The organism is Flavobacterium silvisoli (assembly GCF_004329815.1).
Taxonomy (GTDB): Bacteria; Bacteroidota; Bacteroidia; order Flavobacteriales; family Flavobacteriaceae; genus Flavobacterium; species Flavobacterium silvisoli.
In genome coordinates this window covers 16537-31592 of record NZ_SJPE01000011.1, presented here as the reverse complement: position 1 = coordinate 31592, position 15056 = coordinate 16537, and the positions used below count along the sequence as shown (strand labels likewise).

The 15056-nt window shown below is 36.5% G+C and carries 10 protein-coding genes and 1 other RNA gene; 7 read left to right on the top strand and 4 right to left on the bottom strand.

The features are described from left to right. Together EZL74_RS09545 and EZL74_RS09540 are read left to right on the top strand one after the other, a co-directional pair. A complete protein-coding gene (locus tag EZL74_RS09545) occupies positions 1-1698 on the top strand; it encodes an LIC_10190 family membrane protein (protein ID WP_394345864.1) in 1698 nt (565 codons plus the stop codon). Beyond that, positions 1691-2455, top strand: coding sequence for a TIGR02757 family protein (locus EZL74_RS09540; RefSeq protein ID WP_131476380.1), 765 nt, complete (start codon positions 1691-1693; stop codon positions 2453-2455). Before EZL74_RS09545 ends, EZL74_RS09540 begins: the two co-directional genes overlap by 8 nt. A gap of 237 nt (positions 2456-2692) precedes the next feature. Here the strand turns inward: EZL74_RS09540 and EZL74_RS09535 are convergent, their stop codons facing one another. After that, positions 2693-3280, bottom strand: coding sequence for an RNA polymerase sigma factor (locus tag EZL74_RS09535; protein ID WP_131476379.1), 588 nt, complete (start codon positions 3278-3280; stop codon positions 2693-2695). Positions 3281-3537: 257 nt separating this feature from the next. On the opposite strand from EZL74_RS09535, the gene uvrA reads away from it, so the two are divergent. Beyond that, positions 3538-6327 (top strand): excinuclease ABC subunit UvrA, encoded by a 2790-nt coding sequence (uvrA, locus tag EZL74_RS09530; protein WP_131476378.1) that lies wholly within the window; start codon positions 3538-3540, stop codon positions 6325-6327. A 41-nt stretch (positions 6328-6368) separates the two neighbouring features. Here uvrA and EZL74_RS09525 read toward each other — a convergent pair whose 3' ends face one another. After that, the gene (locus EZL74_RS09525; RefSeq protein ID WP_131476377.1) at positions 6369-7556 is read right to left on the bottom strand and encodes a M28 family peptidase; all 1188 of its coding nucleotides are present in this window, start codon (positions 7554-7556) and stop codon (positions 6369-6371) included. A 274-nt stretch (positions 7557-7830) separates the two neighbouring features. On the opposite strand from EZL74_RS09525, the gene EZL74_RS09520 reads away from it, so the two are divergent. Further along, on the top strand, positions 7831-8439 hold the full coding sequence (locus EZL74_RS09520; protein ID WP_131476376.1) for a hypothetical protein: 609 nt from the start codon (positions 7831-7833) through the stop codon (positions 8437-8439). A 96-nt stretch (positions 8440-8535) separates the two neighbouring features. On the opposite strand, the gene EZL74_RS09515 is transcribed toward EZL74_RS09520, so the two are convergent. Both EZL74_RS09515 and EZL74_RS09510 read right to left on the bottom strand, forming a co-directional pair. Then, a complete protein-coding gene (locus EZL74_RS09515; RefSeq protein WP_131476375.1) occupies positions 8536-10194 on the bottom strand; it encodes an MFS transporter in 1659 nt (552 codons plus the stop codon). A 124-nt stretch (positions 10195-10318) separates the two neighbouring features. After that, a complete protein-coding gene (locus EZL74_RS09510) occupies positions 10319-11521 on the bottom strand; it encodes an NAD(P)-dependent oxidoreductase (RefSeq protein WP_131476374.1) in 1203 nt (400 codons plus the stop codon). A 218-nt stretch (positions 11522-11739) separates the two neighbouring features. Here EZL74_RS09510 and EZL74_RS09505 point away from each other — a divergent pair, with 218 nt between their 5' ends. From EZL74_RS09505 to EZL74_RS09495, 3 genes are all read left to right on the top strand, one after another. Further along, a complete protein-coding gene (locus tag EZL74_RS09505) occupies positions 11740-12942 on the top strand; it encodes a serine hydrolase domain-containing protein (RefSeq protein ID WP_131476373.1) in 1203 nt (400 codons plus the stop codon). A 78-nt stretch (positions 12943-13020) separates the two neighbouring features. Beyond that, positions 13021-13418: a transfer-messenger RNA gene (gene ssrA, locus EZL74_RS09500) on the top strand. A gap of 258 nt (positions 13419-13676) precedes the next feature. Beyond that, entirely contained in the window at positions 13677-14900 is a 1224-nt protein-coding gene (locus EZL74_RS09495; RefSeq protein ID WP_317125806.1) for a site-specific integrase, read from the top strand. Positions 14901-15056: the final 156 nt, after the last annotated feature.

Here is a 15056-nt window from a genome sequence, read left to right as displayed (position 1 = left end):
ATGATACTAATTCTCCTTAGTTGGGTTTACATTTTTTTTACAGCGCTCAGCTTGGGAATTGTATTTTCAAAAATGATACGCATCCCTTCATCGGATGCTACTTTTACAATTGTTTCGGGTTTATTTGGTATAACACTTTTAGCCAGCATTTGGGCTTTTTGGTTTCCTATTGATATCGGTTTTCATTTTATTTTATTAAGCCTCTCGCTTTTTTTTGGCAATAAAAACAAAGAAAACATAAAAGCAGTTGTGAAGGATGCTTACACTCAACTGAAAACTTTCAACAAACCTGTTAAGCTGTTATTTTATCTTAGTTCATTGTTAATATTAGCCCAATGTGCCACTGTTCCTTACATCATTGACAATGAAACATATTACATCCAAACCATCAAATGGCTGAACGAATACGGTTTTGTAAAAGGATTAGCTAATTTGCATTTATTTTTCGGGCAAACCAGCGGTTGGCATATCACTCAAAGCGTATACAGCTTGTCGTTTCTTTACGATCGTTTTAATGACTTGAACGGATTTTTGTTGCTTCTGGTCAATTTCTTTGCTTTTAAAAAGTGGCAGGAGTATACCATTCATCACAAAAGAAATGATTTGCTTTTTGGTCTGATTCCTCTAACCTATGTTTTTATTTTTCAGTTCATCAGTGCTCCCTCGCCCGATTTGGCCGTATATCTCCTGAGTTTTCTGCTCTTTTCCTGTTATCTTGATAAAAGCGACTCTCTATCGACTCAACTTAAACAAATGAGTGTGATTGCTCTTTTTTCCGTTTATATCAAAATTACTGCTGTCGTGCTTTTAATCATTCCACTTTTGGTATTTGTTAAACATTACAAAAAGACAAATAATGAAATGTCATCAATCAAAATCCTCAGTGGTTTGACTTTTACAATATTTCTGCTGAAAAATACAATCCTCACCGGTTATCCGCTCTTTCCGTTGCAATTCAAGGTATGGCCTGATTTGAATTATCAGGTACCGACAGCAATCATGAATTTCTTTTTCAGTAAAAACATGCTGCATTCTTTTTACATACCTTTTAATGCTTATGCTGATGTCTCTGTAATTTATATGATCAAGCAATACTTTTTTCACAGCGGAATTGACAGTATCATGGCTTTAATTAGTCTTGCGGTATTATTGTTATTCCCTTTGATGAGCAATCAATTTGATGCTAAAAAACGGTTTTGGACAATCTATGGAAGTTTTGTTTTACTCATCACATTGCTTTGTTTTAGTTCGCCTCAATACCGCTTTTACATTCATTTCACTCTTTTCTTTGCATTGTTGTTACTGACTACAGTTTTGAAAAATCAAAAAACAATTCAAATTTTTCAAGTAAGCAGCCTGATAATAGTTGCTCTATTGCTTTTTCGTCCGGTTTCCTTTAAACACTTAACCAATAATCCACTATTGGCTGACAACAGTTATTTTCATATAAAAAATATCATTCAACCTGAGCCAAACACCAAATATCCACTTGAATTCAAAGGCGATAGCAGAGGAAATTTTAAATTCCACACTCCTGTTGACCCACCATTATTTTGGATGAACGGCAACGGTGAATTACCCTGTGTAAACTCGGAACAACTCAATTATTTCGAAACCAATTTTCATTACATGCCGCAACAAAGAAGTCATAATTTAGCCGATGGTTTTTATTCACAAAAGTTAACCGGTCATGACTAAATCCGAACTCCAAGAATTTCTTGACGAAAAGGTCATTCTATACAACAATCCGAAGTTTATTGACAGCGATCCGATTCAGGTTCCGCACCGGTTTTCCTTAAAAGAAGATATTGAAATAGCCGGTTTTCTGACGGCAACCATCGCTTGGGGTAATCGCAAAATGATCATCAACAATGCCACCAAACTAATGGAACTGTTGGGCAATTCTCCGTATGATTTTGTGATGGAACACCGGGAACATCATTTAGAATTGTTAGAAGGTTTTGTTCATCGCACTTTCAACGGTCAAGACACTATCACTTTTATCAAGGCTTTACAACATATTTATACCAATCATGGCGGTTTGGAAATGGCTTTCGCCAAAAATCAACAGGCATTTTCAATGCAAGAAAGTATTTCTGATTTTAAAAAATTGTTTTTCGAAATCAAACACCTACCGCGAACGACCAAACACATTTCAGATCCCGCTTCGGGTTCGGCAGCCAAGAGATTGAATATGTTTATGAGATGGATGGTCAGACAGGACAACCAAGGCGTAGATTTCGGTATTTGGAAAAGTATACCAACAGACGCACTTTCCTGTCCGCTCGACGTGCACTCAGGAAATGTAGCCCGAAAGCTTGGCTTATTACAGCGCAAGCAAAACGACAACAAAGCCTTATCAGAACTGGACAATGCTTTGCGCGAAATGGATGCCAATGATCCGGTGAAATACGATTTCGCTCTTTTCGGATTGGGTGTTTTCGAAGGATTTTAAAAAACAAACCGCCCAATAAAATTATTGGGCGGTTTACTAATTAGCGATAGTTTCGAAGTTCATGCTTCCCACTTTCATAATACTCAATGCACAAGAATATTGAAGTATCAGTCGTATTGTCTCTTTTTTGGGTAGCATAGTTGTTTTTGCTAATTTTCGTTTAGAGTAAAGTTTTGCCATATATATGCTGTAAAGTATTTAGGTACAACTATAACGCAAAAAATTACTTTTTATTGTTTACGAAGGCAGATAAATTTTATTTTTTTCAATAACTTTTCTCAGGTTGGTCATGGCGTAACGCATTCTGCCTAAGGTAGTATTAACGCTAACCCCTGTAAAATCTGAGATTTCTTTAAAACTCATATCCAAATAATAACGCATCATTACCACTTCTTTTTGATCGTGTGGTAATTCCTCAATGATGTTTTTCAAATCAATTTCTACCTGATTCTTTATCATCTTAGTTTCAACGTTTAAAGCGTTGTCGGTAATTTTTGAAAAAACAGAAACTTCATCCGTATCCCGGTTCAAAGGCATTTTTTTATCATTTCTGAATTTGTCAATAATCAAATTACTGGCAATACGCAATACCCATGACAAAAATTTGCCCTCTTCATTATAGTATTTCTTTGTTTTCAGCGTATGAATAACCTTGAAGAACGTTTCCTGAAAAATGTCTTCCGTCACATCCCTATCCGAAACTTTCGAATAGATATACCCATAAATTTTCGATTGATGTCTGTTGACCAATATAGCCAGGGCATTCTCATCGCCTGCAATGTACTTGTCTACCAATAAAGCATCTGGAAGTTGTGATTTAGCCATAATATTACCTTTTAGGAAGGGTTAAAAAAGTGGGTTTTTAATCTAAAAAGTAATGTTTTGCTATAGGCTAATCTTTGTTTGTGAATTAATTATGAACCAAATTTAACATAATTTTAAACAAATAAACAAATTTATGCTGAAATTTTAACTAAAAAAGTCGGTGAGATACTTTGAATAGTGTACTTCAGCCTCTGTTTGAGATATAATTTTAATACAATCAGTAATTGATTATCTTTGTGCTCTTTCCTTTTTTTGCTATGAAAAGTACCGATATTGCTACATTAGAACCCAAAAAAAATATCCTCATCAAGGGTGCGCAAATCCACAATTTAAAAAATTTAAATGTGGTCATACCCCGAAACGAATTGGTGGTTATTACCGGGCTTTCGGGTTCAGGTAAATCCAGTTTGGCTTTTGATACGCTTTATGCTGAAGGGCAACGCCGCTACGTGGAAAGCCTCTCTTCCTATGCACGACAGTTTTTGGGAAGATTAGACAAACCCAAAGTAGAATATATCAAAGGGATAGCTCCGGCAATTGCAATTGAACAAAAAGTAAATACAACCAATGCCCGTTCAACGGTTGGAACTTCGACCGAAATTTATGACTACTTAAAATTGCTTTTTGCCCGCATAGGAAAAACGTATTCACCCATTTCGGGCCATGAAGTTAAAAAAGATACCGTAACTGATGTGGTTAAAGCCGTAACCCAATTTGATACAAACAGTAAATGGTTACTGCTTTCTCCTATTCATTTGGAAGAAGGAAGAAAACTTGAAGATAAACTAAAAGTATTGCTCCAACAGGGATTTGCCCGAATTTTGGTTGACAACGAAATGGTACGCTTAGATGAAATCGACCAACACTCTCTGGACAATAAAGACATATTATTGATTATTGACAGAATCATTGTCAAGACAGAAGAAGACTTCTATAACCGTTTGGCGGATGCCGTGCAAACTGCTTTTTTTGAAGGAAAAGGGGTTTGTTATTTACAGGAATTAGAAACCAACAAACGCTTGGAATTCAGCTCTAATTTTGAACTGGACGGCATTACGTTTTTAGAACCTAATATTCATCTTTTCAGTTTCAATAATCCTTACGGGGCATGTCCAACCTGTGAAGGATACGGAAACATCATTGGTATAGATGAAGAATTGGTTATTCCAAATACTGCGCTTTCAGTTTACGAGAATGCCATATTTCCGTGGAGGGGTGAAAGCATGAGTTGGTACCGCGATCAACTGGTTAACAATGCATACAAATTCGACTTCCCGATTCACAAGCCCTATTTTGAGCTGACTGATGAACAAAAAGATTTGGTTTGGAAAGGCAATCAATACTTCACCGGTTTAAACGATTTCTTTCAGGAATTGGAAGAGAAAAACTATAAAATCCAAAATCGGGTAATGCTGTCGCGCTACCGTGGTAAAACGAAATGTACTACCTGTAAAGGCAAACGTTTACGCAAAGAAGCTAATTACATCAAAATTGGCGGCAAAACAATATCCGAATTAGTCGATATGTCTATAAAACGACTGATTCCTTTTTTTGGAGAATTGCAACTCTCGGAATATGATCAAAAAGTAGCCAAAAGACTTTTGATTGAAATAAACAACAGATTGGCTTTCCTGAGTGATGTGGGGTTAGATTATTTAACATTAAACCGTAATTCGGCCACGCTTTCGGGAGGAGAATCACAACGCATTAATTTAGCTACATCTTTAGGAAGCAGCTTAGTAGGCTCAATGTATATTTTAGACGAACCCAGTATTGGTTTGCATCCCAAAGACACCGAACGCCTGATAAAAGTATTGAAGAATTTACGCGATTTGGGTAACACCGTAATTGTGGTTGAACACGACGAAGATATCATGAAAGCGGCCGACAGAATCATAGATATTGGTCCCGAAGCCGGAACATTTGGAGGTGAATTGGTTGCTGAGGGCACCTTTGACGAAATCCTGAAAGCTGATTCTTTAACCGCAAAATATTTGAACGGTCAACTGGAAATTTCTATTCCGAAAAAACGCAGAAAATCAAACAATTTTATAGAAATAAAAGGAGCCCGCGAAAATAATCTGCAAAACGTAGACGTGGCATTTCCGTTGGAAAGTTTAACAGTCATTACCGGGGTTTCCGGAAGCGGAAAAAGTACCTTGGTAAAGAAAATCCTCTACCCGGCTGTACAAAAAAAGATAGAAGGTATTGGCGACAAAGCCGGACAATTTACGGAATTAACCGGGAGCTTTTCGCACATCAAACACATTGAATATGTAGATCAGAATCCAATAGGCAGAAGTTCACGTTCCAATCCGGTTACTTATATTAAGGCTTACGACGATATTAGGGACTTGTATGCAAAAGAAAAACTGTCAAAAGTTCGCGGTTACCAGGCCAAACATTTCTCTTTTAATGTAGATGGCGGACGATGTGAAACCTGTAAAGGTGAAGGTTCAATCAATGTTGAAATGGTATTTATGGCTGATGTTTCATTGCCATGTGATACCTGTGGTGGTAAACGTTTCAAAAAGGAAGTATTAGAAGTAACGTTTCAAAGCAAAAATATTGATGATATTTTGACCATGACTATTGATGATGCCATCGCTTTTTTTGCAGAACATAAACAAACCAAAATAACCCAAAAACTGCAGCCTCTGCAAGATGTTGGTCTAGGATATGTTCAGTTAGGTCAGTCCTCTTCTACTCTATCCGGTGGTGAAGCCCAACGCATTAAACTGGCTTCGTTTTTGGTAAAAGGAGTAACCAAAGAAAAAGCATTGTTTGTTTTTGATGAGCCCACAACAGGCTTACATTTTCACGATATTAAAAAGTTGTTGGCTTCTTTCGATGCTTTGATAGAAAAAGGACACTCAATTATAGTTATCGAACACAATCTCGATTTAATCAAATGTGCCGATTGGATTATAGATCTGGGTCCAGAAGGTGGTGAAAACGGCGGACAACTCTTGGCTGTTGGAGCTCCGGAAGACATTGTTAAAAACAAAAAATCAATAACCGGTCAGTATCTCAAAGACAAATTATAAAAAAGCCTCTCATTTTGAGAGGCTTTTCATTTAAATTCGATTTATTCCAATATAATTTTTTTAGTCACCCTTTTGGTTTTGGTTTGTAAAACAGCCAGATAAACGCCACCGGATAAACCTTGTAACGAAATGGTCTCTATTGAATGGGCATTGTCAATTTGTTTCCGTAAAACTTCTTTTCCCTGTAAATCAACTAATCTAAAACTTAAAGCATTATCCGTCAGGGTACCCATATTTATATTCAGAGTATCTTTGGCCGGACTCGGATAAAAACTCACCTGAAAATCATTCTGAAAATCTTCATTCTCCAATGCTGTAGTCACTGCTTTAGAAAAATGCAGAGTGGCGCCTATAGCCGCTTTGGCAACATTATAATTATACACCGGATCCATGTAAATCAACAAATCGGTATTGGTATGTTTGTGTGTAGTTTCGTTAGTTTCAAAAAAACCGGTAATGATTTCATTATTGCTTTGAAACGACATGTAATCTGACGCATAAGCATAAGATAAAACAGGATTCAATGGTGAATACAATGATACACAATTCATCAATTCATTGGTCATAGTACTAGACAATGCATTATTAGTTGAGGGTGAATTAGTGGTGTCTCTTTCACAAGTAATAGAATCGTTGGTTAATCCGGCAACACCGCCCACTTCATCTAAGTTAAAAACCAGCCTGATGTCCATTTTTGGGGTAGTTCCGTTGACTACGGCTGATACAAAATGCTGACTTCCTTTTAAACCATCTTCTTCACCACTGAAATTAATGAATTTTATTGAATATTCCGTTGGTATGTTTTGCAACAAACGGGCAATCTCTAAAATTGAAACTAAGCCACTCCCATTATCGTTTGTTCCGGTTCCTCCGGTAGAATCGTAATGACCGCAAACGATTACGTAAGTATTGGGGTATAACGTTCCTGTTTTTGTTACTATCAAATTTTTACAGACAGCCGTTGAGCCACTATAGGTATAGGAGTCTTCCTGAAGTTGACTGGCTGTATAACCGTAACTCAGGTATTTATTTTTGAGCCAATCCAGAGTATTTTGCAAAGCTTGAGTACCTCGTTTTTTTACTCCCAAACTTTGATATTCGGTCAGATTAGTTGTGATGTTAGATTGTGAACATTGTGCTACTATGTCGCCGTAGTATGGAATAAATTCCTGAGCCAATCCTAAATTGGTTGCCCATAATAATAAGAATGAAAATAGCAGGTTTTTCATTTGAGGTTTATATACTTTTTGGAATAAATGTTAAAAATCGGAACCAAATGTACTAAAAAAACAACAGTCACGTGAAATCTTTTAAGATTTTTAAACTGACAAAAACATAACTTAATCCATTGAATTTATGACACTTAAAACCTCTTAATCAAACCTTAAGAAATAATCGAGCTGTTTTGGCACATGTATTGAAATATGCCAAACAACAGCATTTAGTTCTGTTCGAAGAAGCTGAAAATCGAAAGAGTAAGCAAAAATTCAAATACGAATGATTATGAAAAAAATTACCTTTTTAGTAGCTGTTGTTTTACTGTTAGGAAATGCAGCGAATGCATCAGAAATAATGAAAAAATCTGGTGAAGAAAAAAGAAATCCATACAACTACGATGACCCAATTTCATTTACAGAAAGAGGGATTGAGTTTTTTGTATTTCCAAATGGTGATTTTGATTTTAATACCCGTCCGCAAGACAGTCAAGGCGACTACTATTACAGAACTGCCGGTAAAAGAGAAACTAAAACCGCAGCAAGAAGACCGGTAAATTACGGAGTTCTGATTGAACATGATAGTTTTGGCAGAGTCAGAAGAATTGGTAACACATTCATCAACTATGATTCAAGAGATAGGGTAAATCGAATTGGTAGTGTTTATATGAAATACAACCGATATTCATTAACACAAATTGGCGGAATGCGAATTGTGTACAACTACAGAGGAGAAATTATTGATATGATTGGAAAAATTAAAGGCAGAGGAAGTTATGGTTATGCCTACAACTATGACAACGATCGAGATGAAAATGATTACTCTTCTTACAACAACGGTGGTACATACTACTACAGACAAGATGGCTCAAAAGCCAGTACAGAAGATAAAAATTAAAGGTTAGTTAGATTTGATTGGTTAGAGTTTTGATGAAGAAAATCCCGCAAAGTTGCAAAACAATGCGGGATTTTTAATTTATATATTTATTGAAATTTAATGACTTCCTTCGACTTCTACATCATCAACATCTATATTTTGCTTTTTTAGAATGCTTTTTGCCAAAACAGCAAACAGCGTCAAATAAGCAAAACAAATAACCGCAACAAAATAAGACTGATGGATTCCCATAATATCAGATAATTTTCCTTGAATCGGAGGTATAATTCCCCCGCCTAAAATCATCATAATCAAAAAAGCAGAACCTTGTGAAGTATATTTTCCTAAACCAAGTACCGATAAGGTAAAAATTGCAGGCCACATGATACTACAAGCCAGTCCACCGGCAAGAAAAGCATAAATAGCTATTGTACCCGAGCTGAATAATCCAACCAACATAGCCAACATTCCAAAGCTTCCGAAAATCATTAAGGTTCGTGCCGGTTTGTCTTGGCTTAAAAAGAATGCGCCTATTTGTAACAATACACAGAAAACATAATAATACAAAGGCTTCATATCTTTTCCCGAAATAATATTTACTCCCAAAATAACTGCAAAAGCAATAAGCGGAATAACAATCAGAGCGATAGTTTTATTGATTCCTTTTAAATTAAAAACACTGATAGCGCCTGCCCATCTGCCAATCATTAAACTTCCCCAGTACATGGATATGTAAGGTGCGATCTCTGATGATTGCAAACTGCCAAACTCTTTCAAATTTAGTAAACTTCCCAAATTACTTCCTATGGCAACTTCTACCCCAACATAAGTAAAAATGGCCAACATCCCCAATACTAATTGTGGATACTGCATTGCTCCCCAACCCTCTGCTTTCTTTTGAGCCGAAACATAAGAAAATAATAATCCGCCTACAACAACAGCTAAGGCTCCAAAAAGCCAATACATTCTGTATTGTTCTAAGGCTTCTATTTGCAACTGGTCGTATGTGGTAGTATCAATTTGGTAGGTTCTGAATATAGAAACAAAACAAGCTGCCAGTAAAATGGTCATTAGTACCAACATCTTCAGAGCTTTATTTGCCTTTTCAATCGGTTCATTAGCTCTTCCGTCAGGTACTTTTTTGGAGAAAAAGAATAATGCGGCGGCCGCTAAAAACAACAACCCTACACCCACATACAGGAAAATAACTTTATTCAAAGCCAAACTTTTAATTTGATCTTCCGATACAGAAGCTGCCGTTCCAAATAACGCTAAGGCTACCACAATGGGACCTATGGTGGTTCCGAAGGAATTAATTCCACCGCCCAAATTTACTCTACTTGCACCTGTTTTAGGATCTCCTAACAAAATAGCAAATGGCTGAGCAGCTGTTTGTTGCAACGAAAAACCTAAAGCAACAATAAACAATCCCAACAACATTCCTGCATACACATTTGCTTCTACGGCTATTATCATGGCTCCGGCTCCTAATGCCGAAAACAACAATCCATAAACAATGCTTCTTTTATATCCCCATTTCCCAACTACATCATTCCCAATGCTATTGCCAAAAGCAAATAACAAAAGAGCTCCGATGTAATATGCTGTATAAAAGGCAAAGTCAACCAACTGCGATTGAAATTGATCTAACGAAAAATAACTTTTACAAAAAGGAATAAAAATACTGTTGCCCGCCGCAATAAATCCCCAGAAGAAAAATACCGTAATCAGGGTATACAGCGCAGGATAATTAGTTTTCACATGATTTGAACTCATAATTTTTGGTTTGGTTGATTAGTTTTGATGTTAAGCCAACAAGCTATAAAAGCCATCGGTTATCCAAATGTAATTTAATTTTTGGTTTAGGTAAAAAAAAATCCCGAACGAATCGGGATACTTTTTATTTTCCATCAACATAATCCTGAAGATAGGCAAATCGTGGGGTTAGTTTTCCATTCTCGGTTATCTTGGCTCTTTGCAAAATTCCGTCTTTATCGCCATTGAAAAAGGCCGGAATAACGTGTTGCATAAACATCTCACCAAAACCTTCACTGGCGTCTTTGGGTAACTCACACGGCAAGTTATCAACTGACATTACCATAATTGAACCCGGATGTGTATAAGGAACCTCCTTATTCTCACTTGGCAAATACCCAAAAAACGGGTCGGCAATAGTTGATGCTTTTGTGGTGCAGGCAATAGGTCCGTCAACGTCGCACGAAATATCCGCAACTACTTTAATTTTACAATCGGGAGCATTGAGCATTTCTCTCGTCAAAATATCGGGAGCCCCATTTCCATGAAAATGTCCGGCTATAAAAATATCAGCCACTTTACTGAAACGTTCAAAATCGGATGTATATTCTTGAGGATTTTTATAAAAATCCAGTTTGTCTGAAACCTGACCGTCTTTTCGTTTATTATAATCCAAAATGTCTATTTGGGTATAAACCGGCTGTGTGTATACTTTATTCAGAAAATCTTCAACCGATACTTGTTTGATTTTCATAGCGTCCAACATTTCTTTGGCTCCCATCCCCACTTTTCCATGTCCGGTTAACACAATTTTAATGTTAGGCAACATAGGTCTTCTGAGTCTTTCTATCAAATCAGCTTGGCTGTGTAGGGTTTCGGCTTTCGGTAAGTTGAACAGTTCGTATTTAATCCCAAAAGCTCTGAAACCATTGTAAGCACCCACAATTCCGGCATAACGACCAAAACCAATCAATCTTTTGTTGTTAGCATCCACTATAGTTTCGTGGTCATATAACTCTATATTCTTCTCTAAAACAGCCTGAAGTAGTTTTCTGTTGTGTGCTTGTTTTTTTATGGTGTGCGAAAAGAAAAAGTACTTTTTATTCGGAATTAAATAATCAACAGGAATTTCTTTTACTCCAAAAAACACATCGCAATCCGAAACATCCGTTGTTACTTCTATTCCAAGTTGGCTATACTCTTCATCATTAAAAACACGAATATCCGAACTCTCTACTTTTAGCACAGCTTGGGGGTATTCCTGTTGCAATCGAAGCAACTCCTGCGGGGTAAAAACCACTCTTCTGTCGGGCGGATTTTTTCTTTCTTTTATAATTCCAAATTTCATAACTGGGACAATTAATTTGGCCTCAAAAGTAGTTGTATCGAAAACGTTTTCAAAACTTTTTTCCAAAAATAACATGTCTTTATTTTTGAGATGTGTCTTGATGTTTACCGTTTTAGAAAATCCTGATTTCAAATTGTGAAAAACCTGTTAATAGCTTTCTGAAAAAGCCCTTTTTGCAGTGCTTTGATTAGTTATATTTGCTATCCAATTTTTTCAAAATGTCTCAAAAACTCACACGATATATCTCATTATTTTTTGCATTTGCAGTTCTTTTTACGGCCTGTACCAAACAAGAAAAAACAAAAGACGGAATTATTAAAGTCAATAAAAACGGGATTCCGGTGATGCAACCTTTGCAAGAGCCTCTACCGGCTTTGAAAACGGCCTATATCAATGACAAAAAGTATGGGGTATCTCGTTTCTTTGAAAAAGAATGGTCGGAAAAAAATGATAACGTTGCTTTTTTGGTTGCCAAAAACGGTCAAATCATTTATGAAAATTACATGGGATATGCCAACAAAAGAACCGATGAAAGAATAACCAAAGACACTCCCTTACACATAGCCTCTGTCAGCAAAGTATTGACTGCCACAGCCATTTTGATGCTCATTGATACCAAGAAAATTACTTTAGAACAAAAAGTAAATACCATCATCAAAAACTTTCCTTATCCTGATGTAACCATTCAAACCCTGTTGAATCACAGAAGCGGCATGAAGAATTATGCTTATTTCACCTATGAAAACGGCAATTGGGATAAAAAAATAACATTAACCAACGAAGATATTGTTAAGGTAATGGTAGACAAACAAATTCCGCTGGAATCAAAAACAAATACCCGTTTCAGCTACTGCAATACCAATTATGCGATGTTGGCCTTAATTATTGAGAAAATAACCGGATTAAAATATCCTGAAGCTATGCAGGAAATGATTTTTAAACCTCTCGGAATGTCTCATACTTTTGTTTTCGACATAACCAAAGACAAAGGAAAAATAGCTCCTTCTTATAAAGGGAATAATGTAGAAATTGGTATTGATTATTTAGATGGAATTTATGGAGATAAAAACATTTACTCAACTCCGAGAGATCTTTTAAAATTTGACGTGGCACGTTATGCACCTTTTTTCCTCAACGCCGACTTGCTTAAAAAAGTGTACAAAGGCTATAGTTATGAAAGCAAAGGCCAACGAAATTACGGACTGGGTGTCAGAATGATGGAATTCGAAAAAGGAGAACCCTTCTTCTATCACAACGGGTGGTGGCATGGGAATACCTCATGTTTCATTACTTTGAGAAAAGAAAAAGTGACCATGATTGTCTTATCCAACAAATTTACCAAGAAAACATACAGGACAAAAAAACTGGCTTCTCTGTTTGGTGATTATCCGTTCAAATTAAATGACGACGGAGAAGAATAAAACACTTGACTTAGCTTTTTAAATACTATATCTTTGCCAAATAATTACGCATTTTTATCTATTCGTAATTACCTAACTGGGGTCGACTGGTTTTGACAGCAGGTCGAATTGAACAGTAAGCACGTCGAGCTTTGTGCTTTTAGCTCGTAAATCCAAAGGTACAACTCTATAAACGGCGAAAATAATTACGCTTTAGCTGCTTAATCCGAAGTTTAGTACGATGAGCCAAGTCTCGACAAGGTCGGGAAGCTGGATTCTCCTCAGAAGCCTTGGTTTATGGCGGCTGGTCAAGGGGAACCGTAAAAGTAAACCTAGGAAAGGTAAGGCTCTAAATCCTTTCTAACACGCACAGAGCTAAGCATCGGGTTGCGGTCTTTGGCATAGCCCGATGTCGAAAATTCAATCAAAGACTAAACGTGTAGAAAGCTCTTTAGTTGCCTGTTTGGACGGGAGTTCGACTCTCCCCGACTCCACAAAAACTACTTTATTTTAAACCAAAAGCCTGTAAATCGTATGATTTACAGGCTTTTATGTTTTTACTTCTAGTCAAATTATTCATTAAAAATCAAATTGTTGGTGAGTAATTCGGTTACCCGAGAAATTTAAAATTTAGGGTAACCGAATTTCTCGGGAGAGCCAGTAAAATAAGGTGTTCACAAAATGTACATCTTGTGTCAAAACAGGCAAAAAGTTAAATTAAATAACCTAAAAGTCACCACAAAATGAAGCACAAAATGTCAATACTCTTTTACGCAAAGAGTGCAAAATCCAGCAAAGATGGCTTAACCCCTATCTACTTAAGAGTTACAATTGATGGACAAAGGATTGAACTAAGCACCTCAAAGTTTGTTGAAAAATCAAAATGGAACCCTTATGCGGGCAAAGTGAAAGGTTTAACGGAGGAAGCCCGTTCAATAAATAGTTATCTCGACATTCTGAAAAACAAGGTTTATGAAGTTGAAAAAGATATGGTAAATAATGACCTTGAGATTACCGCTCAAACTTTTAAAAATAGATATTTGGGGATTGACGAAAACCAAAGAAATTTAATCGCCATTTTTGAAGAGCATAACCGTCGGGTAAGAGAACTCATTGGTAAAGAATATGCCGAGAACACCTACAAAAGATTTGTAACCGCATTGAGTCATACAAAAGATTTTCTCCAACAGGAATACAATCGTAATGATATATCAATCACCAAAATAGACACCGCATTCATAAACGATTTTGATTTTTACCTCAGAAACACCAGAAATTGCAACAATAACTCGACCTTAAAATACATCAGAAACTTTGGCAAAATAGTAAAACAATGCTATGCGAATGGTTGGATTGAAAGAGATCCATTTTTAAACTATCGCGGAAAAATAAAGGTTGTCGAAAGGGTCTACCTAACCTCAGATGAATTACAAGCTTTAATGGATAAGAAGTTTAAAATTGAACGTTTGGATTTAGTTCGCGATATCTTTGTCTTTAGCTGCTTTACCGGCTTGGCTTATATAGATGTGAAAAACTTAACAAAATCTCATCTGAGTATTGGTATCGATGGTGAAAAATGGCTTTTTACCCATCGACAAAAAACCGATACACCATCAAAAATTCCCTTGCTGCCTATTCCATTAGTGATTATTGATAAATATGAAAATCATCCGCAATCCAGCAATGAGGATAGTTTATTACCGGTGTTAAGCAACCAAAAGATGAATGCCTATCTCAAAGAAGTTGCAGACATGTGTAGCATCCAAAAGGAACTAACCTTTCATATTGCTCGGCACACATTTGCCACCACTGTGACACTGTCAAATGGTGTACCTATTGAAAGTGTCAGCAAAATGCTGGGACATAAAGATTTAAGGACAACCCAACACTATGCCAAGATATTAGACAAAAAAGTAAGCGATGACATGGCTATTTTAAAGCAAAAACTACTGTACCAAAATGTAGCAAAAAGTTCCTAGCTACACCTTTCAAACACTGGAAAATTCGATAAAAATTATAGTATTTAATTCCCGAATCGCACACTATACTGTTTGATTCGGGAATTGCTTTTATATAGCTTTGTTCTGGCTGCACAACTACTTCAGCGCTTTTTCCGACATCTACAGCACCATCAT

Bases quoted from the DNA above. Each gene is read 5' to 3' on its own strand.
- EZL74_RS09525 (WP_131476377.1), bottom strand. From the start codon at position 7,556: ATGAAAAACCTGCTATTTTCATTCTTATTATTATGGGCAACCAATTTA.
- EZL74_RS09535 (WP_131476379.1), bottom strand. From the start codon at position 3,280: ATGGCTAAATCACAACTTCCAGATGCTTTATTGGTAGACAAGTACATT.
- EZL74_RS09495 (WP_317125806.1), top strand. From the start codon at position 13,677: ATGTCAATACTCTTTTACGCAAAGAGTGCAAAATCCAGCAAAGATGGC.
- EZL74_RS09520 (WP_131476376.1), top strand. From the start codon at position 7,831: ATGAAAAAAATTACCTTTTTAGTAGCTGTTGTTTTACTGTTAGGAAAT.
- EZL74_RS09545 (WP_394345864.1), top strand. From the start codon at position 1: ATGATACTAATTCTCCTTAGTTGGGTTTACATTTTTTTTACAGCGCTC.
- EZL74_RS09515 (WP_131476375.1), bottom strand. From the start codon at position 10,194: ATGAGTTCAAATCATGTGAAAACTAATTATCCTGCGCTGTATACCCTG.
- EZL74_RS09510 (WP_131476374.1), bottom strand. From the start codon at position 11,521: ATGAAATTTGGAATTATAAAAGAAAGAAAAAATCCGCCCGACAGAAGA.
- uvrA (WP_131476378.1), top strand. From the start codon at position 3,538: ATGAAAAGTACCGATATTGCTACATTAGAACCCAAAAAAAATATCCTC.
- EZL74_RS09540 (WP_131476380.1), top strand. From the start codon at position 1,691: ATGACTAAATCCGAACTCCAAGAATTTCTTGACGAAAAGGTCATTCTA.
- EZL74_RS09505 (WP_131476373.1), top strand. From the start codon at position 11,740: ATGTCTCAAAAACTCACACGATATATCTCATTATTTTTTGCATTTGCA.